Raw genomic sequence first — 24,531 nt, forward strand, 5'->3', positions numbered from 1 at the left:
GAGGGTTTGCAAAATGCAGCCCTCTTTTTATATTTATCTTAAAAATCATCCCCTAAAACGATTCAAACAAGCATAAATTTCCTGCACGCGCGGCATTGCCAGTCCCATGGCCGCATATGAAGCATCGCTGAACACAGAGAGCCCGTCTGCTTCATAGGCTTTTAAGAGTGTGGCAACCGTTTCCTGTACGGTGCAGCGCTCCAGAAGGCCTTTTTCTAGGCAGTAGCGCACCATCTGGGCGAGTGCGGCGGTCTGCTCGCTGTCGGCAAGCTGTTCGACGAAGCGCAGATCGACCGGCTCTTTGGCAACCTGAAAAGAGTGTTTGTCGTGGACACGGACTTTGATACGCGTGTTCCGGTCGGAATTTCGGTCAGCTTCGCGGCGCCCTCCGCGACCGCGTTCAAAGCGTCCTGCATCGGAGGCGCTGCCGCCGCGATTGACAAACCGTCCGGAACGACCGCTGTTTTCGCCCTCTTCCTGAGATTCACCGCCAGCTTCTGCGCGGCTGTCGCCAAAATCCAGCGCCATCGCGCCCACAGCCCGTCCTGTCCCGCCAGCCGCCAGCCTCCGTCCAGCCGTCGGGAGCTTGAACCCAGGCGCCTGGATGGCGGGTTTGGAAGCCTCCTGTTCGCAGGCATTTTTTACCATCTCCGTGATATCAAACGGGCGGTATGCATCCATCTGGATAATAGTGTCTGCGATGAAGAAGTAGGCGCCGGAGCTTCCAGCTACGAGGACGGTGGAGATGCCTGCCTGCTTGTAGAGATCGCGGGCGCGTTCGATGAACGGGGTGATCGGCTCTTTATCGCGGCTGACGATGCGCTGCATCAGGTCGTCCCGCAGCATGAAGTTGGTAGCGGAGGTGTCCTCGTCGATCAGGAAAGCGCGGGTTCCTGCTTCAATGCTTTCGATCACGGCTGCCGCCTGGGAGGTACTGCCGCTGGCATCGGCGGTGGAAAAGCAGGTGGTGTCTTTTTTGTTCGGCAGATCCCGGATAAAGAGGGAAATATCAACGTGGTTGATGCTGCGTCCATCCTCGGCGCGCAGCTTGACTGCGGTTTCATCGGTGATGACATATTCACGTCCATCCCCCGGAATATGGTTGTAGACGCCGGATTCCAGCGCTTTTAGCAGTGTGGATTTGCCGTGGTAGCCGCCGCCCACGATCAGGGTGATGCCGCGGTGGATTGCCATGCCGGAGATCGGACCGTGTCCCGGAAGATTCAGAGTGATTCTTAAGGAATCCGGGGAATGGAACGCCACACTGCCCTTCATCGGACGGTCGGAGACGCCGGTTTCACGCGGCAGGATTGAGCCGTCTGCGACGAAGGAGACGAGGTCTAAGCGTTTTAACTCATTGCGGATAAAATGCTGATCGTCCGCCAGCGTGATGCGTTTTTTGATTTCAGCGGTGTTCTGGCGGCGGTAGAAAAAGACGTTTTCGACACAGCCTGGAAGAAAATCAAAGAAAATCCGGATCAGTTCACCGGAGTTGATGGTGCGCCCGAATGCCGGGAAACCAACCTCAAAACGGGCTGTAATCTCATTTCTTCCGATCTCGCAGGCGGTCCGGGAGAGGACCTCCTGACCGGGGCGGCTGGTGGCGATCAGACCACTTTTTCCAGAACCTTTTGCCTTGAAAGAAAGACGACCGATTTCACGGGAAAAACAGCGGAGCAGGTAATCTTCAAGTGCTGTTTTTTTCCACGGCGTATCAAAGAGCTCTGCCGGGAATCCGGCTTTCGTATGGCGGATCTGGACACTGACCTTGGAAGGGGAAGCAAATGGGTCACCCTGTACATGGTCGATGGATAAAATATACGTATTAAAATCATAAGCGCCGCGCACATCCTTGTAAGCCGGGTAGCTTTTGTGATCGATGGAGGTGAGGAGACGCTTTAAATCTGCGGATTGTTTCATTCTGAATACCTCGTTTTCATAATATTAAATCATATTTCAATGCCTTCACGGTTTTTGGCAGGAGAATCCATATAAAATGACCTTTTTCAAAGAATGTCTGTCATGTGAAGGAGATGATAGTTCTTATTTTAAAGATCCAAATTCTGAAATGCAAGCGGAATGGACGAAAAGAAACGATATAATTGTATCTATTTATGATGGTGTATATTTGGCGTCTTTTTATACTTGTCTGAGTATAAAATGTTCTGAGCGTACCATATGACAGCAGGGAGGTAGATGCATGTTAAATGCACTCTGGGCGTTTATGATGCTTACGGGGCTTGGCTGGGCGGCGGTGCATGGGACGCTGGGGGCGGTGACGGAGGGAATGCTTGCAGCGGCGGGGGATGCAGTCTCGCTGGGAATCACGATGCTGGGGGTGATGGCGTTCTGGACGGGAATTTTGGAGATCGGACGGCGGGCGGGGCTGATTGAGCAGTTGTCGGCGGGGATGCGGCCGGTGCTTCATTTCCTCTTTCCACGCATTCCAGCGGGTCATCCGGCGCTTTCTTCGATGGCCGCCAATATGATTGCCAATATGCTGGGGCTTGGCTGGGCGGCGACCCCGGCGGGGCTTACGGCGATGAAGGAGCTGGAAGAATTGGAGGAGGAACGGAGAGCGGCGGGGGATCCGGCGGCGGTCACACAGGGAACGGCGAGCGATGAAATGTGTACGTTTCTGGTCGTAAATATTTCATCGCTGCAGCTCATTCCTATCAATATGATCGCCTACCGGAGCCAGTACGGATCGGCGCATCCGCTGGCAGTGGCCGGTCCGGCGTTCCTGGCGACCTGTGTCAGCACGCTGGCAGGAGTGGCGGTGTGCCGCGTGATGTGCAGGAGAAAGCAATATAAATCAATAAAAAAGGATGGCTGGAAATAGAAAACGCAATTTGGCGTCATGTAGGGGAAAAATTTCACACAAAAAACAAATTTATCCCCTATAATGCCCTTGTTAAAATAAGGGGCTCTGGAAACAGATCCGTTATCATAGAACGCGGATTCAAACCATACATATAAAACAAGTATAGACACGGGAGCCGTCAAATGCGCTGCATCAATTACCTCTCTGAATACCTGGTTCCGGTTGTTTTGTTTTATATCGTTGGGTTTGCGGTGCTTCAGAAACGCCCGGTTTTTGATGATTTTATCGAAGGGGCGCTTGCGGGGCTTAAAACGGTGGCTGGAATCCTGCCGACGCTGGTGGGACTGATGGCGGCGGTCGGCGTGCTTCGGACCTCCGGTTTTCTCGATTTCCTCTCCGGGGTGCTGGCGGGACCGGCGGCATTTCTGCATATACCGGCACAGGTGGTTCCGCTGCTTCTGGTGCGTCTGGTGTCCAGTTCGGCGGCGACGGGGCTTCTCTTAGATATTTTTAAAACGTATGGACCCGATTCGCGGCTCGGCATGATGGTGTCGGTTCTTGAGAGCTGCACGGAGACGGTTTTTTATACGATGAGTGTCTACTATCTGACCGTGCGGATCTCAAAGACGCGATGGACGCTTGCGGGGGCGCTGATTGCAACGTTCGCGGGGCTTGTGGCGAGTATCTTATGTAGTGCTATGGTAACTGTTCACGGGTAGGCACTTTTGGAACCGAAAGTGCCGTAAGAAAACGTGGTGGCAGCAGGAATTTGCCGTATTTAAATGCGAAGCCACGGCAAATTCCGTTACTGGGCACGTGTGCGTGAACAGTAACAAGTGCTATGGTATAAGAGAAGATGTAAGAAATTTGCTAGTTGTCTTGCCGCACAGAATATTGTATAATCGGTAGGGTAAATTGCCGTTTTGCGCGCTGAAACCAAGGATGAGAGGGAAAACTGTGGGAAATTATGAGACGCTGAATGAGCTTCTGGTGACGCTGTTCCGCGATGTGATGGACATAGAACAGAAGGTAATCATTACGCCGGAGTTTAAAGACATCACGAATAACGATATGCATGTGATCGAAGCGATCGGGATTGGTGAACCGAAAAATATGTCATCGATTGCCAGAGAACTGTCCGTTACGGTGGGAACGCTCACGATTGCCATGAACAGCCTGGTCAAAAAAGGCTATGTGGAACGAAGCCGGGGACTCGAGGATCGGCGGGTCGTATATATTTCTCTTTCAGAGCGGGGCAGAAAAGCGTATGGGCATCACGCCCGGTTCCACCGGGAGATGATCGAGAGCCTGACAAGCGATCTGTCGGAAGATGAGATGCAGACGTTGGTAAAGGCGCTGATGAAGCTGAATCAGTGGTTTAGGAGTAAGGATGGGCAGCGGTAAAAAGAATGGATGTAGTCTGCACTGGATGGAAACAGGTGTGAAAGACAAAAACGGTTGCGAAAACCGTGAAGCAACTGCTGCGAGGAGAATACAAGGAGGTACATTATGAAGAAATTTATGGTAATGGCAGCTGGTCTTATGATGGCAGCTGTTCTGGGCGCATGTGCGCCGACGGCAAGAAATACAGGAGAAACCAGCGAACATGGAACTGCCCCGGCAGGTGCGGCGCAGCAGGAGACTGTAGACGGCGTGGCTGAGAAAGAAAGCATGGTGGTAACGGATGCAGATCCGACGGTAACCGTTTGCGTATATTCTGTAAAATCTGATAAGAGCGGCTTAAAACAGAATATGGATGGCATTGACGGCGATGAGCTGGATGCACAGGAACTGCTTGATAAGATGGCAGAGGTGGGCGTCATTGAAGAGGGAATCACCGTGGATAAATTTGAGCAGAAGGACGGCGCCCTGACGCTGGATCTCTCCTCCTTAAAGGAGTCCTCTGACAAGCTGGTTGTCATGGCCATTGCCAATACATTTATCCAGAACTACGAGGCAAAGACGCTGGAGTTGAGCGTAGCAGGCGAGAAGATCGGCGACGGTCCGATGAGCTTTGAGAAGAATTACAAGAAAGTAAACTAAAGCATGAAAATGCGAAAAGAGCGGGATCCCTGAAGTCTGCGGATGCATACAGGGAGATACCGCTCTTTTTCTCTTATACGTGCAATTTCTCCGTCATCAGCCATGTTTGAAAATACGGTTTGATGACCCGGAAGGAAGCGCCGTCCATGTTCAGGATGAACTGGTGGAAGCTCTTGGCGTTGAATTTGTTTCCAAGTACCTCCTCGGCTTCCTGGCGCATGGTCAGGATTTCCAGATAGCCGGTATAGTATTTCAGGTAATTGCCCGGATTATCAATGATTGCCAGGTATATCTCGCGCGCGGATTCCGGATCCGTAAATCCGTAGGAATTTTCCAGATAACTGGTGGTTGTGGCGAGATCCCAGCCATCATAGTGGATGCAGATGTCGAGAAGCGCGTACAGCCCGTAGCTGCTGGCTTCGCTGCAGCGCATCAGCGGTTTGACCGCTTCCGGCAGTCCGTTGTCGAAGGAGTAGGCGTACAGTTCGCTGTAGAGTCCCCAGCCTTCGTTGTAGCCGCCGCAGGCAAGAAGCCGCCGTACCGGAACCGGCTCCCGGTCATTGAAATAAGCCGACTGGTAGAGATGCCCCGGATAGCCCTCGTGCGCCAGCATGGTGTAGAGGTTCTGCTCAGTGCTTGCTTTTTCGTTGATGTAAATGGTGTTGGAACCGTCGGAATCGATCGGCGGTACGAGGAAAAACGCCGGGGACAGGGAAGATTCCAGCGCTTCCGGGACGTATTTGATCGCGTAGGAGGTATCTGTAAGCGCTGGGAAATCATCCTGAATCTGCGTCTGTAAATTCTGAAGGATCTCATCCGGATCGGAGAGTGTGATGGCAGAGTCGGTCATCTGCCGGACGAGTTCCGGATGTTCCTTTAAGCGGACGCGGATTTCGGATAAATCTGCCTGCATCTGCTTCTCAATCCGCGTTTTGAGCGCATCGACCGAAGAATCTGTGCCGGTCAGCGCCGCCGCAAGATAGGCATAATACTCCCTGCCGTGTTCGTAGGTGCTAAGTCCTCCTGCCTCCGGATGGGAGCCCTTGAGCGATTCCAGTGCTTTAGAGAGGTTTGTATATGCCGGGATAAAGTGTTCCTTTAAAATGGTCAGATGTTTTGCTTTGTAGGACGCCTTTTCTGCATCGCTTAAGCCCTCAACCGCATTTAAGCGGGAGGCAAATGTTTCCGTCAGCAGGCTGTTTTCCGGGCGGATGAGGTAGCTCTTACAGGATTTTAAAATCCGGTCGATGGTGTCGTCGGACGGTGCGAGACCGGCGTCTGCCTGTGCCTGTTCATACGCTGCGAGCTGCTTGTAATATGTGTCGATCTGCGAAAGCAGTGCCAGGTAATGGTCGATGTCGGCACGGTTGTAAAATGTGTATTCGGCTAATAAGGTCGGAAGTTCCGCCTGCGTGCCGATCAGGGCGCTTAACGGCTGATTGTAGAGTTCCAGTCCCTTCGAGCCGGCTTCCGTCTCCAGTGTGTCCTTCATCATCCGGTAGGTGAAGAGCTGGTCGGAGGTCAAGAGAGAGGTATCGAAGGAAGAAAGTTCCTCAAGAACGGCCGCGTTTTCCTCGGAATCCTTTTGAAGCTGTTCCAGGGAATATTCTGGAAATTTCATCTCCGGTTCGGTGATACCGTAATTTTCCGGATTCCGGACAAGAAAATGAAGGGAGAGCGGATCGTCCTGCACGCTTTCTTGAAACTGGTGTGCCAGAAACGCATCAAAACGCGCCTGTTCGCTGGCAGCATCGGACGATGCATTGGAAGGAGAACCAGTCTGCCCGGAAGCGGCGTAGGATTCGGCGGGGGTTCCTGAGCCGGAAGAACCAGTGCATCCGGAGAGCGCCAGGGCAGCAGCTGCAGCGAGCGCGAGCGCTGTGCGCGGCAGGGGCGGGAAGGAAAAGCGTTTCTGCATAATATAATACCTCCAAAACAAATATATATGTCTGCAAGTATACCATACTTGACAAAGGGATGCAAAACAGATAGACTTAATCTATATATTTATATATGAAGAAAAGGCAGAGAAAAGAAGGTGGCTTGCCTTTAATCGCAGATGGAAAACCATGGGCGGTTAGAGGCTTTTTTTGTGAAGAACACAATTTAAAGCGCAATTTTAATAAGGAGGGCATGATAAATGTGTCAGAACTGTAAGAAACCTTACTATATAACAACTGCGATTGCCTATACATCGGGCAAACCGCATATCGGAAATACCTATGAGATCGTACTGGCGGACAGCATTGCGCGCTACAAGAGAGCGCAGGGCTACGATGTGCGTTTCCAGACGGGCACCGATGAGCATGGTCAGAAGATCGAGTTAAAGGCAGATGAGGCTGGCATCACGCCGAAGCAGTTTGTCGATAACGTGGCGGGTGAGATCAAGATGATCTGGGATCTGATGAATACATCCTACGACAAATTTATCCGCACCACTGACGAGGATCATGAGGCGCAGGTAAAGAAGATTTTCAAGAAGCTCTATGATCGGGGCGATATTTACAAGAGCTGCTACGAGGGACTTTACTGTACCCCGTGCGAGTCCTTCTGGACCCAGTCCCAGGTCGTAGACGGCAAATGCCCGGACTGCGGACGCCCGGTACAGCCGGCGAAGGAAGAGGCATATTTCTTCCGTATGAGCAAATATGCGCAGAGACTCATCGATTATATCAATGAGCACCCGGAGTTCATCCAGCCGGTTTCCCGTAAAAATGAGATGATGAACAACTTCCTGCTTCCGGGTCTGCAGGATCTGTGTGTTTCCCGTACTTCCTTTAAATGGGGGATTCCGGTTGATTTCGACCCGAAGCACGTTGTATATGTATGGCTGGATGCACTGACCAACTATATCACCGGTCTTGGATATGACTGTGACGGCGAGAGCGGAGAGCTGTTCAAGAAATACTGGCCGGCAGACCTGCATCTGATTGGTAAGGATATTATCCGTTTCCATACCATTTACTGGCCGATCTTTTTGATGGCACTCGACCTGCCGCTTCCAAAGCAGGTATTTGGTCATCCGTGGCTGTTACAGGGCGACGGCAAGATGAGTAAATCCAAGGGAAATGTGATTTACGCCGATACACTGGTTGATTTCTTTGGCGTGGATGCAGTTCGCTACTTCGTTCTGCATGAGATGCCGTTTGAGAACGACGGCGTTATTACCTGGGAGCTGATGGTAGAGAGACTGAACTCGGATCTGGCAAATATCCTCGGCAACCTCGTAAAGAGAACGGTATCGATGACGAACCAGTACTTTGGCGGCGTGGTAGCCGACAAGGGCGTGACGGAGCCGGTGGACGAGGATCTGAAGAAGGTAGTGCTGGAAGCAGTCCGCAAGGTCGATGAGAAGATGGATAAGCTGCGCGTTGCCGATGCGATCACCGAGATCTTCAATATTTTCCGCCGCAGCAACAAATACATTGACGAGACAACCCCGTGGATTCTGGCAAAGGAAGAGGACAAGCAGGATCGTCTTGCGACTGTTCTCTACAACCTGGTTGAGTCTATCACGATCGGTGCGTCCCTGCTTGAATCCTTCATGCCGGAGACCTCTGAGAAGATCTTAAAAGAATTAAATACCGTAAAACGTGAACTGCCACAGATGGATGAATTTGGCCGTTATCCGTCCGGTAATAAGGTGACTGAGGAGCCGGAGGTTCTCTTTGCCCGCCTGAAACTCGACGATGTGATGAAGAAAGTCAAAGTTATCCAGGAAGAGCAGAAGAAGGCAGTTGCTGCAAAGGCAGAGCCGGAGAAGGAAGAGGACGAGAAAGCAGAGGGCATCGATATCGAGCCGAAAGCAGAGATTACCTACGATGATTTTGCAAAACTGCAGTTCCAGGTTGGCGTGATCCTCTCCTGCGAGGCTGTTCCGAAGTCCAAGAAGCTTCTCTGCTCCCAGGTTCAGGTCGGAAGCAAAGTGCGCCAGATCATCAGCGGCATCAAGCATTCCTACTCCCCGGAGGAGATGGTCGGCAAGAGAGTCATGGTTGTGACCAACTTAAAACCGGCGAAATTGGCAGGTCTGCTCTCCGAGGGCATGATTTTGTGTGCCGAGGATGCAGACGGAAAGCTGTCCCTGATGACAACGGAGAAAGAGATGCCGGCGGGTGCGGAGATCTGCTAAGAAAAAAGGAATATAACTTATATGATATTTGATACACACGCTCATTACGATGATGAGGCGTTTGACGGGGACCGGGAAGAACTGCTTTCCGGTCTGGCAGCAGGCGGGATCGGAACGGTTGTCAATGTGGGTGCCGATATGGAGAGCACAAAGACCACCATTGAACTGACGAAGAGATATCCCTTTATCTACGGCGCGGTCGGTGTCCATCCCAGCAGCACGGCAGAGCTTGACGAGGAAAAATTTGCCGAACTCCGTGTGCTGGCACAGTCCGGGAAGATCGTGGCGATCGGCGAGATCGGTCTCGACTATTACTGGGAAGAGCCGGATCATGAGACCCAGAAGAAATGGTTCCACCGCCAGTTAAATCTGGCGCGGGAATTAAAACTTCCAGTCATCATTCACAGCCGCGACGCGGCGAAGGATACGCTCGATATCATGAAGGAAGAGCACTCCGAGGAGATAGGCGGCGTGATTCATTGCTTCTCCTATGGAAAAGAGATGGCGGCAGAATATTTAAAGATAGGCTTTTACTTAGGCATCGGCGGCGTACTGACCTTCAAGAACGCGAAAAAGCTTCTGGAAGTAGCCGAGATGGCGCCGCTCGACCGTCTGGTACTCGAAACCGACTGCCCCTACCTCGCTCCGGTTCCCAACCGCGGCAAACGCAACTCCTCACTGAACCTGCCATATGTGGCGGAAAAGCTGGCAGAAATCAAGAAATGTACACCGGAAGAGATCGTCCGTGCGACTGAAGAGAATGCGCGGAGGCTGTACCGGTTAATGTAAAGAAGAGAGGAGGAATCTGGCTGGGTGGTGTCTCGGTCAGGTTCCGGACTCCGGGAAAGGATTTTCGGAATGGATCTTGGAAACCCGAAGAATACAATCGAAGTAATACAGAAATACAATTTTGCCTTCCAGAAAAAATTCGGTCAGAATTTTCTGATTGATACGCACGTGCTGGACAAGATTATCTCAGCGGCGGGCATGACCAAGGAGGACACCGTCCTGGAAGTCGGTCCTGGCATCGGTACGATGACACAGCGCCTTTCACAGGCGGCAGGACAGGTCATCGCCGTGGAGATCGACACAAATCTGATTCCGATCTTAAAAGATACGCTTCAGGACTGCGAAAATGTAACTGTCATCAATGAAGATATTTTAAAGATTGACATAAAAAAAATGGCGGAAGAAAAAGGCGGCGGACGTCCGGTTAAGGTCGTGGCGAACCTGCCGTACTATATCACGACCCCGATCATCATGGGGCTGTTTGAGAGCGGTGCGCCGATCGACAATATTACGGTTATGGTGCAGAAAGAGGTCGCAGACCGGATGCAGGTTGGTCCGGGCTCGAAGGATTACGGCGCGCTGTCGCTGGCGGTTCAGTATTATGCCGAGCCATACATCGTGGCAAATGTGCCGCCGAACTGTTTCATTCCGCGTCCGAATGTCGGCTCAGCGGTCATCCGTCTGACCCGCCATGCGAAGCCGCCGGTGGAGGTAAAGGATAAAGATTTAATGTTCCGTCTCATCCGCGCGTCCTTCAACCAGCGCCGGAAAACCCTGCAGAACGGGCTTTCCAACGCGCAGGATCTCTCCTTTAGCAAGGAAGAGATCGCAGCCGCAATCGAGTCGCTGGGACTTTCCCCGTCCGTGCGCGGCGAGACGCTGACGCTGGCGCAGTTTGCAGCGCTTTCGGATGTGCTTGGGAAATAGAAATTGGATAAGAGAAATATAAAAAAGTCCCATCCTTATGCAGATTCAAATCTGAAAGGATGGGACTTTTTGAATTTTTTGCTTTTTTAAAATTATTCCGACAACAAAATTCGGTCATTATCCAGCGCGTGGCCTGCGCCGGTCTTGAAGCGGGCGATCAGATCTTCGACAGTCATGGAAGCGCGCTCTGCGCCGCCGACGTCGAGCACGATATTTCCGTTTGCCATCATGAGTGTGCGGTTCCCGAGCTCCAGCGCCTGGTTCATATTGTGGGTGATCATCAGGCAGGTGATTTTCTCCTCAGCAACGATATTTTTCGTCAGTTCCAGTACTTTTTCAGCTGTTCCCGGATCGAGGGCGGCAGTGTGCTCATCGAGCAGCAGAAGCTTTGGCGTGATGAGGGTTGCCATGAGCAGAGTGAGGGCCTGGCGCTGACCGCCGGAGAGAAGTCCGACCGGCTGGGTCATCCGGTCTTCAAGCCCCATATTTAAGAGGGAGAGGCGTTCGCGGAACGCATTCTTATCTTTCTTGGAAATGCGGGAAAATGGTGATTTTCCTTCTGCTGTCCGCAGATAGGCGAGGGCAAGATTTTCTTCGATCGTCATGCCCGGAGCCGTGCCCTTTAACGGGTCCTGGAAGAGACGGCCAACCATCAGGCTGCGCTTGTGCTCCGGCATATAGGTGATGTCCTCGCCGTCCAGCTCGATAAAGCCGTCATCGACGTAGAAGCTGCCGGCAATTGCATTGAACAGGGTCGATTTTCCGGCGCCGTTGGAGCCGATGATTGTCACAAAATCGCCGTGGTTCAGATGCAGGGACAGCCCGGAGAGCGCCTGTTTGGCGTTGACAGTTCCCGGATTAAAGGTTTTTGATATCGACTGAATATTTAACATGCTCCGTGTCCTCCCTTCCGGCGTGCAGCTGCATTTTTACGTGTCTGGAATGCCGCCCATTTCCGGATTGTCGGAAATGCGATTGCCAGCGCCACGATCACAGCGGTAACCAGTTTCAGTCCCTGTACCGGCATAATTTTTGTATACAGGACGATGGCGTAGATAAAACGGTAAATAATCGAACCAATGACGGTGGCGATGACGCCTCTTGCCACACCGCGGCGCCCGAGGACGGTTTCACCGATGATCAGGCAGGCAAGACCGATCACGACGATACCCGTGCCGCCGTTGATGTCGGCGGTATTCTGGTACTGACCGACCATTGCGCCGGAGAGCGCGGTCAGCGCATTGGCGATGCATAAGCCGATGGTGATGGTAAATGCCGGGTTGATGGAGGAGGCACGCACCATGTCAATGTTGTTGCCGGTTGCCCGGATGGTGTTTCCCAAACAAAAAGATATTAAGAAACAGCCCATGTTTACCTGCTTGCAAACAAAAGAATATTGCTACTAGACTAAGAGATACTACATAAGTGTGTTGGTATCTCTTTTTTGTTGCCGTGAAACAGCAGACTATTTCATTTCTGCTTGATTACCTTAAAACTTATTAGTCTATGGTTTGTCAAGGGCTTGTTGCGTGAGAAATGCTGAATATCACCCTTTACAAAACATAGGCTGATAAGTAACTTTTCAAAAGCAGAAAAGAAATGGCAATGCTTATAACAATATGATATAATGCAGATGAAGACAAAAAAGGAATTTGTCGAGCTGGTTAGTTCGAGATAATTTTGAGTTTGTTAAGATGTGGTGCACTTGATGGAATCACAGGTACGACATCATATTATGGAGGATGAAATAGATGATAGGTTTGATTGTTGCGAGGTCAAAGAATAATGTTATAGGCAAGAATGGTAATATACCATGGAAAATAAAGGGAGAACAAAAGCAATTTAGAGAGTTAACAACGGGTAATGTGGTTATTATGGGGCGAAAGTCTTATGAAGAAATCGGTCATCCGTTGCCTAATAGAATGAATATTGTTGTTTCCACCACAACAGAGTATCAAGGAGATAATTTAGTTTCAGTTAAATCATTAGAAGATGCATTATTATTGGCTAAAGGACGAGATGTATACATATCTGGTGGATATGGACTATTTAAGGAAGCTTTGCAAATAGTAGATAAAATGTATATCACAGAAGTAGATTTAAATATTGAAGATGGAGATACATTCTTTCCAGAATTTGATATCAATGATTTTGAAGTTTTGATAGGGGAAACACTTGGTGAGGAAGTGAAATATACGAGAACATTTTATGTAAGGAAAAAATGAATTGAGTAAATTTTGGATTTAGGGTGTTTTCATAAATATATTGCTTTTTATGCATATATAAATTGTTGTAAGACAAATTCCAGTTTATAGAATTAAGAAAATGAAATGTAAGGAGGAGTATGTAAATGAAATTAGCAGATTTAGCAACAGGCTCTGATTGGATAGTGTGGATTGTCTTTGCGATATTTGCTGTACTTTCTATTATTTTACTTTCTGGACATGGAAGCTGGTTCATTTCTGGATATAATACAGCTTCAAGAGAAGAAAAGGAAAAATATGATGAAAAGAAGTTATGCAGAACAATGGGAATTGGAATGTCTATTATAGCAATTCTTGCATTAACTATGAGCTTGTTTGAAAATATTTTGCCTGCATTTTTTATATATATTGCATTGGGGATTATTTTGGTTGATGTCGTGGTAATTATCATTTTAGGAAACACACTATGCAGAAAGTAATAACATCAAGTTTGGAGAATTGAGAAAATCGAAGTTTGTGATGGTAGATAATATGGAATGGTTTAATGTTTTTGGGCTGATTTTTATTGCAGTCATTATGATACCCAATGTTGTATTTGTGATTAAGTGCAAAGATGGATTTGATAATAAGTGGAACAATAAATATGTTGAGGTCACAGAACAAGTAGGGAGATTGGGTTGTTTCGGATTCATGATAATCAATATTCCGGGAACTTGGTTCGGGTGGTGGTCTGACGAAGCATTTGCACTATATCTGATTGTAGATACCATATTGGTAATGCTTTATTGTGCTATTTGGATTATATGTTTTAAGAAAAACAGCGTTTTCAGAGCATTAGCACTTTCTATTATTCCTTCAATGTTGTTCTTATTTAGTGGGATTATGAGTAGGTCAGTGCTATTGATTATTGCATCAGTATTATTTGCACCAAGTCATATTATGATTTCATATAAAAATGTAAAATGATATTTACAAATTCCAGTTTGTAGAACTAAGGAAATTGGAATTTAAGGAGGAATAAAGTATGGTTAGTGATTTTATAAGAGCAGCATTTCCATGGATTTTAATGGGTTTATTTGTAGCAATCAGTTGTTCCCTTATGAGTAAAAAAGAGAAATAAATTCCTGTTTGTATTTATAAAAGAGAAAAAATGAGAAAAGTAGTTTTATTTATTGCCATGAGCCTTGACGGATATATTGCGGACGGTAATGGTGGAGTAGCTTGGCTAAATGGTCATGGAAATGACAATGAAAACATCGACACTTATACAGAATTTACCAAAGATATAGATACTGTCTTAATGGGGTGGAATACTTCTCATCAGGTTGTTACTGAACTTTCTCCGCAAGAATGGGTATATAATAAATTTACAACTTATGTATTAACACATAAAGAGTGCAATTCTTCCCAACAAATTCATTTTACAAGTGAAAATCCTGTTTTATTATTGGAACGGCTAAAACAAGAAGCAGGAAAGGATATTTGGATTTGTGGCGGAGCAAATCTTGTTCAGCAGTTGGTAAGCAAAAATATGATTGATAAATATTACATTTCTGTTATTCCTACTCTGTTAGGAAATGGGGTTCGTCTTTTGGGCAACATAGACAGGGAAATAAAGTTAAGGCTTTGTAAAACACAGACTTATAACGGAATAACCGATTTGATTTATATGCGTAGATAACTAGAGAGAAACAGAAAAGCTGTTAAACCGACGGAGCGATCCGACCACGTTGGCGGGAAAATCCTTAAGATTTTTCCGCCATGCTTGCAAGGGGGCGGTTCGCTTCGGCGGTTCGGCGAGCTTGCGAGCCGTTCAAAGCCCCCGTTATCTAACAAGGGGGGCACAAAAAACAAGAAACACTATACACTAACAAGCGGAAAACGCTGTATTTATAAGGCAAAACCCCATTTTTACAGTAGTGATATAAATTGTACCTATATCACTATGAAAATTGAATAGTAAATATGAGAAAGACAGTTGATTTCAAAAAATAAGAAATTGATTGTCGTTTTCTTTTGCAGAAATTTAAGTGCAGGCAATTATGGTAGTTGTCGTAATTGCTGTCAGCTCAGTGTTTATCACTGATGGTGTGAAAGATTTACGGTTGGAGATGTTCAATAAGATTATTGGTGCTTAATTATTTTTATTGTAGTGCTGATATGAGAATGTTATAATTGGGGTATAAAACATACAAATAAATTTGCTGAAAAATGAGGTATCAAAATATGGAAAATGAATTACTGGAAAACTTAGGAAGACTTCACACAACTGAACTTGGCGTTATTAGAATTAAAAAGAACTTATCTTTGAATGTAGAAAATGTAATTGAATGGTGCAAAGAAAAAATTAGCCTTTCTAATGCGGAAATCACAAGAAAAGGAAAAAACTGGTATATAACGATTGATAATTGTATTATAACGGTAAATGCGTACAGTTATACCGTTATCACTGCTCACAAGGTAAAATGATAAATTTTTCTATAAAGGAATTAAACGCATTTGCAGTTATTGGGCAGGAAGTAGAACTGACTAATTATCAAAAAAAGAATATTCAGATTAGTACACAGTTTTGGAGAAAGTTTAACAGTAGTTTGAAAAAAGCGTATCTTTCACAATCAGGAAATTGGGTAAAATATGCTTTTATGGAAAGAAGAAATGGAAAACTTTATTATTTCTGTTCTATTCCCCAAAGAACCATTACCCCAGAGGGCTTTCTGTATAAAGAAATACCGTCTTATAAATATTTGGTTGTGGAGCATATTGGTGCTATGGATAAAATATATGAAACTTATGGCAAGATTTATGAAGAAATTATTCCTAGTACATCGTATATTCCTATAAAAGATATTATCCTACACTTTGAAAAATACGATTATCGTTTTCATTGGAATAGTGATAATTCAGTTATTGAAATTTGGATACCTATTCAAGATTAGAAGCAATTTTATATCCATACACACAAAGCAGTTAGTCTTAGGATTGACTGCTTTTTCTATACAGATTTTTAATGACAGGCAATTATCAATTATGGTAGTTGCCTTTTTTGATTGGAGGAATTGAAGAATGAATGATAAAAACTTTATTGAAGAACTAAGACAAAAGCGTGAGGAATACGGAGTAACACAAACAAGGCTTGCTGTTGCCTGTGGTATCAGCCGTGAATATTACAACCGCATTGAAAAAGGAAAACAGCCATTGAATGACGAATTAAGAGAAATCATAGAAAAACAGATTGAGCGTTTCAATCCGCAAGAACCACTATTCTTATTGATTGATTACTTTCGTGTCCGCTTTCCTACTACGGACGCATTGGCGATTATCCGTGATGTATTACAACTGAAATCTAATTACATGCTTTATGAAGATTATGGAAAATACGGATATGAAAGCAAATATGTACTTGGCGACATCAATATCATGTGTTCCATGCAGGAGCATTTAGGTGTTTTATTGGAACTGAAAGGCAAAGGCTGTCGGCAAATGGAATGTTATCTGCTGGCACAGGAACGCTCATGGTATGACTTCATGCTGGATTGTATGACGGCTGGTGGTGTGATGAAACGGCTTGATTTGGCTATCAATGATAAAGCAGGAATATTGGATATTCCAAAGTTAAAGGAAAAATACAAGGCTGGCGAATGTATGTCCTACTTCCGTATGCAGAAAGATTACAGCGGTACAGAAAAATGCGGTAGCGATTTACCAAAGAATACAGGAGAAACCTTATATCTCGGTTCAACAAGTAGCGAATTATATATGTGTGCTTATCAGAAAAATTATGAGCAGTATGTCAAGAATGGCACAGAAATTGAAGATACGGAGATTAAGAACCGTTTTGAAATACGCATGAAGAACGAACGAGCCTATTATGCGGTTGTAGATTTACTGACCTATCGGGACGCTGAACGCACCGCTTTTTCTATCATCAATCATTATGTCCGCTTTGTTGACAGAGAGGACGACAAGCCAAAAAGTCAATGGATAACAAATGATGATTGGGCATGGTTTGTAGGGGAAAACAGAGAGCCGATACGCTTAACCACAAAGCCAGAGCCTTACACTTTACAAAAAGCGTTGCATTGGCTACAAAGACAAGTCGCACCAACCATAAAAATGGTACAGGCATTAGACAGAGAAAATCGTACAACGATACTGAAAGATATGATTGAGCAGGCAGAACTAAAAGACAAGCATAAACATTTATTACAATTAGAGAAATCAACCATAGAAGAACGTATAGATACCGCTGTTCCACAAGAGAATGACGGTATTTTTTAATGTAATTGAAAAATTTCAGATTTAGTCAGCAAAGAGCTGTTTTCATTCCCTATGTGAAGTGAAAGAAGAAAAATAAATTTTTTATTAAATCTGCAACAAAATGGCTACTTGCGTACAGATATGGTGCGAGAAAAGGAAATCTAAACTTTTTTTGAAAATAGGTCATTAAATCGGGGCTTGCTGTCCCTATATGAAGTGAAAGAAGAAAAAAGTTTTGAAAAAATGACGGAAATTCGTGATTAGTGGACAGTCTTCTGTGAAAAGAGGAAAAACATCATCATTTTGTATTCAAACAGGCATTAGCAGTTGAGTGTTGATGTGAAAAGATGAAAATACTTTGTTCTCAACTTAACAATTTAAGGTTTCCGTTCCCTATATGGTGCAAAGAAAATATTTCATTCTATTGTTGGCAGTAACGGTATGGTTTGGGTAGTTAGGGTGTGAAAAGGAAAATATTCTTTTTTCATCATCAACTTAGCAAAATGACATTTTCTATCCCTATATGGTGCATGAAAAGAAGTTAAAATTTTTCCATTTAAACTTAGCAAATGGACGTTTGCTGTACAGATAGTAGTGAAAAAGGAGAAAATCAACCGTTGATTGCCAAAATGAACCGTTCCATTTGTACTAATAATGGAAAAAGTTTTGGATTTTGGTTACGTTTCTCCTCTTTTCCAACGCGATATATAGGAAAGACGATTTTTTTCTTTCAATCGTTCTTTGACAACTGAATAAAGCTATTCAATACGTTTGACAGACAGCTAGCCGTTGAAACAAATACGCCACGACCTTTCCCCTGCAAGAGCGAGCGAAAACCTATTTGTGTTCTTGTAAAAGATTTGTCCTCTTTTATCGCCATGACCTGTACTGTCAGATAATGATACTCCCGTACAGCCACAGCTTGAGCATTAAGAGCGTCGCACGCAATGGGTACGGCTACATAAGAACTATGCAGAGGTGGAACTCCTGTGGGCTATGACAAAAGCCGTTGAATTGCTTAGAAAGATTTTACAGAAAGGGGGTATGTGTTATTGATAATGCTGTAAAAACAATTCAAAAGAAAAATGGCAAGTGTGGCATTGGCAACAGAGGAAAGACAAAGATTGTAGTAAAAGAGCATTTTTCCGAAAAGGGCAAAACAATGGAAGAACTTCTAACTGATGTCATGCTGGAAAAAGCAAAGCAGACAATCGCATAAAATCGGTGCAGTTGTAAGAAATAGATTGAATGACAAAAAGTACCCGTGTTATACTTTACTTGCAAGCAGGTATTGTAAACACGGGTTAGTTATAAAGGAGGATAACTGACAATGAAACAACAGATTTACAATACTGCACTTTATCTTAGGTTAAGCCGAGATGATGAATTACAGGGCGAAAGTTCCAGCATTACCACACAGAGAAGTATGTTGCGTTTATATGCAAAAGAACATCATTTGAATGTCATTGATGAATATATTGATGACGGCTGGTCGGGAACAAATTTTGACAGACCGAGTTTTCAAAGAATGATTGAGGATATAGAGGCAGGAAAAATCAACTGTGTTGTAACGAAAGACCTTTCCCGTCTTGGCAGAAATTATATTATGACAGGACAATATACAGAATTGTATTTCCCTAGTCATAATGTCCGCTACATAGCGATTGATGACGGTGTAGACAGCGAAAAAGGCGAAAGTGAGATTGCACCATTTAAGAACATCATCAATGAATGGGTGGCAAGAGATACAAGCCGTAAAGTCAAATCAGCATTTAAGACAAAGTTTGCGGAGGGGGCTCATTACGGTGCTTATGCTCCGTTAGGATATAAGAAACACCCTGACATCAAAGGAAAACTGTTGGTTGATGATGAAACAAAATGGATTATTGAAAAAATCTTTTCCCTAGCCTATCAAGGTTACGGAAGTGCAAAAATCACAAAGCAGTTAAGAGCAGAAAAAGTTCCGACAGCGTCATGGCTAAATTTTACAAGATACGGTACTTTTGCACATATCTTTGAGGGAAAACCCGAAAGTAAGCGTTATGAGTGGACGATTGCTCATGTCAAGGCGATATTGAAAAGTGAGGTTTATATCGGAAACAGTGTTCACAATATGCAGTCTACGGTATCGTTCAAGAGCAAAAAGAAAGTGCGTAAGCCCGAAAGTGAATGGTTTCGAGTAGAAAACACTCACGAGCCGATTATTGACAAGGAAGTGTTCTATCGTGTGCAGGAGCAGATAAAATCAAGACGCAGACAGACAAAGGAAAAGGCAACGCCGATTTTTGCAGGGCTTGTCAAGTGTGCGGATTGTGGTTGGTCTATGAGATTTGGAACGAATAAGACAAATAAAACGCCTTACAGTTATTATGCTTGCAGTTACTACGGGCAGTTTGGCAAAGGTAATTGTTCTATGCACTACATTCGTTATGATGTGCTGTATCAAGCCGTATTGGAACGCTTGCAGTATTGGGCTAAGGCAGTACAGCAGGACGAAGAAAAGGTATTGAACAAGATACAGAAAGCTGGCAATGCAGAGAGAATACGGGAAAAGAAGAAAAAGGCAAGTACATTGAAGAAAGCCGAGAACAGACAAAATGAGATTGACCGTTTATTTGCGAAAATGTATGAAGATAGAGCCTGTGAGAAGATAACAGAGCGAAATTTTGTGATGTTGTCCAGCAAGTACCAAAAAGAACAGATAGAACTGGAACAGCAGATAACAAGCCTAAGAGAAGAACTAAGTAAAATGGAACAGGATATGATAGGTGCTGAAAAGTGGATTGAGTTAATCAAGGAATATTCCGTACCAAAGGAACTGACAGCACCATTATTAAATGCCATGATAGAAAAAATCCTCATACATGAAGCAACAACGAATGAGGATAACGAAAGAATACAGGAAATTGAGATATATTACCGATTTATTGGAAGAGTTGAGTAATCAACAAGAGTAATATTTTTAACTAAGGGAAACCGGAGAGTCCCAGACGGGTACCGAGGAAATAAACGAGCAGTGCGCCCGCAAGCACGGTCACGCAGATTGCCAGAAGTGCTTCATACCAGTCGCCCCCGATACCGGTTTTTTGAAGCACGGAAAAGATGGTCTCTGCCTTTAAAAGACTCACGTTAGCGCTCCAGCCCATCACCATCAGATTGATGGTGTAGAGTCCCATATTGGTGATGATACCGGCGAGAATGGACGGCACACCGAGACGGGTCTGCTGAAATGCGGTGACAAATCCGGCGCAGATGCCTGCAAGCATGGCAGCCGGAACCGCGAGAAATGGATGCCCTGCCGCAGCCATTGTGACGGATACCGCTGTGCCGAGGACGAAACAGCCGTCCGTCGTCATATCTGCGATATCCAGTATGCGGAAACTCAAGAACAGCGCCATTGGCACAAGCGCATACAGAAATCCCAGTTCCAGAGCGGTTTGTAAAATATGAAGCATGGGAAATTACCTCCGTAGAATGATCGGTACTCCCAGAACGTTCATAAGGCAGATGCGCCAGCCGCGTGGTAAGTGGGGGATGCGGCGGGCGTCTGGCCTGTCTTGCGGCTCTGAGAGTACATGAAAGTTAGTCAAACATTATAATATGTAAAAATTGGTGGATCGGTTATGAAACAAATGTCAGGCAAATGAAAATCAAAGTGCCGCCGGATGAGGATGCATTAGTCCTCGGTGGTTTTAACCTCTACAATATCGCCAAAGTCCTTAAATACAGCTGTGTCGATATTCAGGGCTTTGGCAGTCTCGGTATTTACGGTTACGATGCCGCCTTCTGCGGTGTAGTAGTCTTCCATACCGTCCATGCCTTCGGTGATTGCCTGATAAGCAAGGTCAGCGGTCTGTGCACCAAGGTCCGTGTAGTTGACGCCGCAGGTAGCAAATGCGCCGTTGCGGACGAAGGAATCAGCGCCGGTATAGTGCGGGATGCCTGCAGCAGCCAGATCCTTGAAGATAGCCAGCTCAGCTGCCATGATGACATTGTCGGTAGGAGTGAAGATAGCGTCTACTTTGTCGGCAACCAGGGAGGAAGCAGCGGTGATAACTTCGTCGTTGGTGTTTGCTGTCTGCTCGGTGTAGGAGATGCCTTTTTCATCTAAGTATGCCTTTGCATCCGCGATCGGTTTGGTTGAGTTTGCCTCGGATAAGGAGTATAAAAGACCCACATTTTTAACATCTGGGTTTGCGGCAAACATCATATCCATGATTTTCTTAGTGTTCAGCGCATCGCTGGTACCGGTTACATAGTCGATGCCGGTCAGCTCAGCGGCTTCCGGATCGGAAACAGCGGCGTAGACAACCGGTGTCTGGGTCTGCTGTGCGGATACGGTCGCTACCTGTGCAGCCAGGGTTGCAATCGGGATGATGGCGTCAACACCGTCAGCAACCGCCTGATCACCAATCTGCTTTAAGGTTGTCTGGTCATTCTGGCCGGAGTACAGTTCGTAGTGAATGGTTACATTGTTATCCTCGGCGATTTTATCTAACTCTGCCTCGACTGCATTTGCAATCTCATCGAGGGAAGCGTGGTCGAGCTGTTTGACAATCGCTACATTATAAATTTCTTTGTCCGCGGAAGCTTCCTGAGAGCTTTCGGCGGTGGTGTCTGCTTCGGAAGCGTTGTTGGATGTGCTGGAAGAGCATCCTGCGGTTGTCAGTGTCAGGGCTGCGGTGCATCCAAGTGCAAATAATTTTTTCAGATTCTTTTTCATAGTCATTTTCTCCATTCTTTATTCTTATTTTGATATTTGTTTTGGATGGCAGATGTATCAGTCTGCCTTGCCGGAGCAGAGTAAAGAATGTGTCTGGAAAGAAGATTCTCTTTGGTTTGGCGCCGCGCGCCGTGATGAAAGATTTTACTGAGAATGTTTCCAGAAACTAAAAAACGCCTCTGTCCCCATACATGGGACAAAAGCGTAAACTTCTGCGATACCACCCAAATTGACATTTGTGAAAATGTCCACTCGCTTACACGTACCATCATACGTGCCCCGATGGATAACGGGTGGGGTCCCGTCAGCCCCTACTGAAGCAATCGTTCAAGGCTGCCCTCGGAAGTCCATTCACTGACGGTAAGGCGTTCCGTTTCCACCATCCGGAACTCTCTGTGGCGATACATAGGTCAGATACTCCTCTTCCTCATCGGTTTATCTGTGTTCTTCGTTACATGCATTATAAACACACCCAAAAGGATTTGTCAACCATCAAAATCAAAAAGATGCAGGAAAATGAAAAAAGGTCGGTTTTTTCATTGTTTACGGAAAATTTGGAGATGAAGATGTGGACGTTGGCTGTGCGGCAGGAACAGCAAGTTGAAAAAGTTTTTGAAAAAATTTAGAAAAGTAGAAAAAACAGTTGACATTTAAAAGGCTCTCTAGTATAATAACACATGTCGCTGAACAAAAGACGAAAGCGAACATGAGAATCACAGGATTCCTCAGGATGCCCAGATAGCTCAGTTGGTAGAGCAGAGGACTGAAAATCCTCGTGTCACTGGTTCGATTCCGGTTCTGGGCATTACAATTTCATAATTTATCATGCGGGTGTAGTTCAATGGTAGAACACCAGCCTTCCAAGCTGGATACGTGGGTTCGATTCCCATCACCCGCTTTTTCTTTTGTCACGTTTCGTTCTTGCGGGATGTGTTTTTTTGTACTATGGAGAATTCTATTTAGTGATAAAATATCGTTTGAGATGGATGTGTAAATATTGATATTTTGTCAGAAATAGAATAAGACGTGGCTAGCTAAGGAATGTGAGAAGATTCTACGCAGCAAAAACGAAAGCCCCCAGAGTTGCCGCTCTGGGGGCTTTCTTGTTTCATAGGAAATTACGTCCCATGAAACAAAAAACGCTTCGCGAGGATGCGCACTCGCGCGAAGCAGAAACATGTCGCAAGCGACCGCGCTCGGCGCGAGAATGTGACAAGCCGCATTCTTTTTTATCAGATGCTATAAAAAACTAGAAAATATACCGCCATCAGGACTGCTAGAAATCCCGCATTTGCAATCGTGAACCAGCGGAAGTAGATTCCTTTTTTCTCTGGGCAGGAGCGGACGATATATTTGTAAGAAATAAGACTCGCCATGGATGCGATCAGGGTGCCGAGACCGCCGAGGTTAGTTCCGATCAGAAGGGAAACTCCTTTTTCGGTAAATCCGGACAACAGGATGGCGGCCGGAACGTTGCTGATTACCTGGCTGGACAGAACGGAGACTATCACTTCGTGTCCCGTGATCATACTGGAAAGCAGGGAGCTTACCGCAGGAATGTGTTTCAGATTCCCGATGAAGATGAAGAATCCGATAAAAGTCAGGATGAGAGAGTAATCTACCTGACAGAAGATCTTCGGGTCTGCCAGACAGCCAATCGCCAGAATGCAGATAAACAGGATTGGAAGCGGCAGAAGACCGGCTACGGTGCAAAGGCACAGGAAAAACATTCCCAGACAGCAGAAAAGGCAGCGTTTAGGAAAGGCCTCATCGGAGGTTGTATCTCTATCGGCTGTATCTAGTGAGATAGTCTCCCTTGGTGTAAACATTGTGACGAGCAGCAGCAAAACCAATGAAAGCAGCGAAAATGGACCGATGCTCCGGATAAATGTATCAAGTGAAAGCTCAAAGTGGGAATACAGATACAGGTTCTGGGGATTCCCCACCGGAGTTGTCATGCTGCCGAGATTGGCTGCCAGTGTCTGGCAGACGACAACCGGAACGATCTGGTCTTTGCGGTTTACCATCCGCAGTAGTTCCAGAGCAAATGGAACGAAGGTAATTAAGGCCACATCGTTGGTGATCAGCATGCTGGAAAAGAAACACAGAAGAATCAGAAGCTGTTCCAGCTGCCTGAGTGAATGGATTCGAAGCAACAGTAATTCCCCGAGCTGTCGAAAGAAACCGATGTTTTGGAGGCCTGTGGTTGCTGTCATCAGGCCAAAGAGCAGGATCAGTGTGTGCAGATCCAGATATTTCAGGTATCCGGCAGACGGTGGTATGATAAACATGGAAAGGACAGCCAGAGCTAGGGCGATGGTTAAAACGGTATCCTTTTTGAGAAAAGAACTTACTTTTTGTATCATGGTAAAATACTCCCTTGAAAAAGAAAAAGTGTAACTGTGACCAGTAACGAAAATAGCGGAAACCCTCATGAAAATGAAAAAGGTTTCCGCTATAAAATAAAAAGAGCGCGAGACGGGACTCGAACCCGCGGCCTCGACCTTGGCAAGGTCGCGCTCCACCAACTGAGCCACTCGCGCATTTCTGAAGCATCGCTTCAACGAGTTATATATTATCACAGGTCGGTTGATTTGGCAAGGGTTTTTTTGAAAAAAATCAAAAAATATAG

At 45.9% G+C, this 24,531-nt stretch carries 22 protein-coding genes, 3 tRNA genes, 1 pseudogene and 1 other annotated feature; of the genes and pseudogenes, 18 read left to right on the forward strand and 8 right to left on the reverse strand.

What is annotated here, in order from left to right; translation table 11 throughout:
- Positions 1 to 45: 45 nt before the first annotated feature.
- Entirely contained in the window at positions 46 to 1,920 is a 1,875-nt protein-coding gene (locus tag DW739_RS05590; RefSeq protein ID WP_118742780.1) for an ABC-ATPase domain-containing protein, read from the reverse strand.
- A 280-nt stretch (positions 1,921 to 2,200) separates the two neighbouring features.
- On the opposite strand from DW739_RS05590, the gene DW739_RS05595 reads away from it, so the two are divergent.
- The 4 genes from DW739_RS05595 to DW739_RS05610 all read left to right on the forward strand — a co-directional run bounded on the left by DW739_RS05595 (position 2,201) and on the right by DW739_RS05610 (position 4,867).
- The gene (locus DW739_RS05595) at positions 2,201 to 2,842 is read left to right on the forward strand and encodes a nucleoside recognition domain-containing protein (protein WP_117796537.1); all 642 of its coding nucleotides are present in this window, start codon (positions 2,201 to 2,203) and stop codon (positions 2,840 to 2,842) included.
- Between the two features lie 164 nt (positions 2,843 to 3,006).
- Complete coding sequence (locus DW739_RS05600) at positions 3,007 to 3,543, forward strand: hypothetical protein (protein WP_022359373.1); 537 nt, start codon at positions 3,007 to 3,009, stop codon at positions 3,541 to 3,543.
- 238 nt (positions 3,544 to 3,781) lie between these two features.
- On the forward strand, positions 3,782 to 4,228 hold the full coding sequence (locus tag DW739_RS05605) for a MarR family transcriptional regulator (protein WP_022358468.1): 447 nt from the start codon (positions 3,782 to 3,784) through the stop codon (positions 4,226 to 4,228).
- Between the two features lie 105 nt (positions 4,229 to 4,333).
- Positions 4,334 to 4,867, forward strand: a complete 534-nt coding sequence (locus DW739_RS05610) for a GerMN domain-containing protein (protein ID WP_022358467.1) — start codon at positions 4,334 to 4,336, stop codon at positions 4,865 to 4,867.
- Between the two features lie 73 nt (positions 4,868 to 4,940).
- Here the strand turns inward: DW739_RS05610 and DW739_RS05615 are convergent, their stop codons facing one another.
- On the reverse strand, positions 4,941 to 6,785 hold the full coding sequence (locus tag DW739_RS05615) for a DUF885 domain-containing protein (RefSeq protein WP_118742781.1): 1,845 nt from the start codon (positions 6,783 to 6,785) through the stop codon (positions 4,941 to 4,943).
- A gap of 222 nt (positions 6,786 to 7,007) precedes the next feature.
- Between DW739_RS05615 and metG the strand changes: the two genes are divergently transcribed.
- From metG to rsmA, 3 genes are all read left to right on the forward strand, one after another.
- Positions 7,008 to 8,999, forward strand: coding sequence for a methionine--tRNA ligase (metG, locus tag DW739_RS05620; RefSeq protein ID WP_118742782.1), 1,992 nt, complete (start codon positions 7,008 to 7,010; stop codon positions 8,997 to 8,999).
- A gap of 21 nt (positions 9,000 to 9,020) precedes the next feature.
- Positions 9,021 to 9,788, forward strand: coding sequence for a TatD family hydrolase (locus tag DW739_RS05625; protein ID WP_118742783.1), 768 nt, complete (start codon positions 9,021 to 9,023; stop codon positions 9,786 to 9,788).
- Positions 9,789 to 9,857: 69 nt separating this feature from the next.
- Positions 9,858 to 10,715: a 16S rRNA (adenine(1518)-N(6)/adenine(1519)-N(6))-dimethyltransferase RsmA gene (gene rsmA, locus DW739_RS05630; protein ID WP_118522242.1), complete on the forward strand. Its 858-nt coding sequence runs from the start codon at positions 9,858 to 9,860 to the stop codon at positions 10,713 to 10,715.
- Positions 10,716 to 10,807: 92 nt separating this feature from the next.
- Here rsmA and DW739_RS05635 read toward each other — a convergent pair whose 3' ends face one another.
- A complete protein-coding gene (locus DW739_RS05635) occupies positions 10,808 to 11,608 on the reverse strand; it encodes an ATP-binding cassette domain-containing protein (RefSeq protein WP_118742784.1) in 801 nt (266 codons plus the stop codon).
- Positions 11,602 to 12,084: a hypothetical protein gene (locus DW739_RS05640; protein ID WP_118742785.1), complete on the reverse strand. Its 483-nt coding sequence runs from the start codon at positions 12,082 to 12,084 to the stop codon at positions 11,602 to 11,604. The genes DW739_RS05635 and DW739_RS05640 overlap by 7 nt, the downstream gene beginning before the upstream one ends.
- Before the next feature lie 382 nt (positions 12,085 to 12,466).
- On the opposite strand from DW739_RS05640, the pseudogene dfrF reads away from it, so the two are divergent.
- The 9 genes and pseudogenes from dfrF to DW739_RS05690 all read left to right on the forward strand — a co-directional run bounded on the left by dfrF (position 12,467) and on the right by DW739_RS05690 (position 20,120).
- A pseudogene (dfrF, locus tag DW739_RS05645) lies at positions 12,467 to 12,962 on the forward strand (trimethoprim-resistant dihydrofolate reductase DfrF).
- A gap of 103 nt (positions 12,963 to 13,065) precedes the next feature.
- Complete coding sequence (locus DW739_RS05650; protein WP_055304369.1) at positions 13,066 to 13,398, forward strand: DUF3784 domain-containing protein; 333 nt, start codon at positions 13,066 to 13,068, stop codon at positions 13,396 to 13,398.
- 40 nt (positions 13,399 to 13,438) lie between these two features.
- The gene (locus tag DW739_RS05655) at positions 13,439 to 13,885 is read left to right on the forward strand and encodes a hypothetical protein (protein WP_118742786.1); all 447 of its coding nucleotides are present in this window, start codon (positions 13,439 to 13,441) and stop codon (positions 13,883 to 13,885) included.
- Between the two features lie 184 nt (positions 13,886 to 14,069).
- Entirely contained in the window at positions 14,070 to 14,600 is a 531-nt protein-coding gene (locus DW739_RS05660; RefSeq protein ID WP_002303421.1) for a dihydrofolate reductase family protein, read from the forward strand.
- A gap of 545 nt (positions 14,601 to 15,145) precedes the next feature.
- Positions 15,146 to 15,388, forward strand: a complete 243-nt coding sequence (locus tag DW739_RS05665; RefSeq protein ID WP_002303262.1) for a DUF3781 domain-containing protein — start codon at positions 15,146 to 15,148, stop codon at positions 15,386 to 15,388.
- Entirely contained in the window at positions 15,385 to 15,855 is a 471-nt protein-coding gene (locus DW739_RS05670) for a GyrI-like domain-containing protein (RefSeq protein ID WP_002303261.1), read from the forward strand. The genes DW739_RS05665 and DW739_RS05670 overlap by 4 nt, the downstream gene beginning before the upstream one ends.
- A 127-nt stretch (positions 15,856 to 15,982) precedes the next feature.
- The gene (locus tag DW739_RS05675; RefSeq protein WP_002303260.1) at positions 15,983 to 17,197 is read left to right on the forward strand and encodes an XRE family transcriptional regulator; all 1,215 of its coding nucleotides are present in this window, start codon (positions 15,983 to 15,985) and stop codon (positions 17,195 to 17,197) included.
- Between the two features lie 988 nt (positions 17,198 to 18,185).
- On the forward strand, positions 18,186 to 18,395 hold the full coding sequence (locus DW739_RS05685) for a hypothetical protein (RefSeq protein ID WP_002303258.1): 210 nt from the start codon (positions 18,186 to 18,188) through the stop codon (positions 18,393 to 18,395).
- Positions 18,396 to 18,506: 111 nt separating this feature from the next.
- Positions 18,507 to 20,120 (forward strand): recombinase family protein, encoded by a 1,614-nt coding sequence (locus DW739_RS05690; RefSeq protein ID WP_002303255.1) that lies wholly within the window; start codon positions 18,507 to 18,509, stop codon positions 20,118 to 20,120.
- A gap of 22 nt (positions 20,121 to 20,142) precedes the next feature.
- Here the strand turns inward: DW739_RS05690 and DW739_RS05695 are convergent, their stop codons facing one another.
- Both DW739_RS05695 and DW739_RS05700 read right to left on the reverse strand, forming a co-directional pair.
- Positions 20,143 to 20,631 (reverse strand): hypothetical protein, encoded by a 489-nt coding sequence (locus tag DW739_RS05695; RefSeq protein WP_118742787.1) that lies wholly within the window; start codon positions 20,629 to 20,631, stop codon positions 20,143 to 20,145.
- 221 nt (positions 20,632 to 20,852) lie between these two features.
- The gene (locus DW739_RS05700; RefSeq protein ID WP_118742788.1) at positions 20,853 to 21,899 is read right to left on the reverse strand and encodes an ABC transporter substrate-binding protein; all 1,047 of its coding nucleotides are present in this window, start codon (positions 21,897 to 21,899) and stop codon (positions 20,853 to 20,855) included.
- Between the two features lie 189 nt (positions 21,900 to 22,088).
- Positions 22,089 to 22,339, reverse strand: a binding site (T-box leader).
- 292 nt (positions 22,340 to 22,631) lie between these two features.
- On the opposite strand from DW739_RS05700, the gene DW739_RS05710 reads away from it, so the two are divergent.
- Positions 22,632 to 22,704, forward strand: a tRNA-Phe gene (locus DW739_RS05710).
- A 22-nt stretch (positions 22,705 to 22,726) separates the two neighbouring features.
- A tRNA-Gly gene (locus DW739_RS05715) sits at positions 22,727 to 22,797 on the forward strand.
- Between the two features lie 334 nt (positions 22,798 to 23,131).
- Here the strand turns inward: DW739_RS05715 and DW739_RS05720 are convergent.
- On the reverse strand, positions 23,132 to 24,265 hold the full coding sequence (locus DW739_RS05720; RefSeq protein WP_182427948.1) for an SLC13 family permease: 1,134 nt from the start codon (positions 24,263 to 24,265) through the stop codon (positions 23,132 to 23,134).
- 104 nt (positions 24,266 to 24,369) lie between these two features.
- Positions 24,370 to 24,442, reverse strand: a tRNA-Gly gene (locus tag DW739_RS05725).
- Positions 24,443 to 24,531 lie beyond the last annotated feature (89 nt).

The sequence above is a fragment of the Clostridium sp. AM28-20LB genome (assembly GCF_003480665.1).
GTDB classification, from domain to species: domain Bacteria; phylum Bacillota; class Clostridia; order Lachnospirales; family Lachnospiraceae; genus Otoolea; species Otoolea fessa.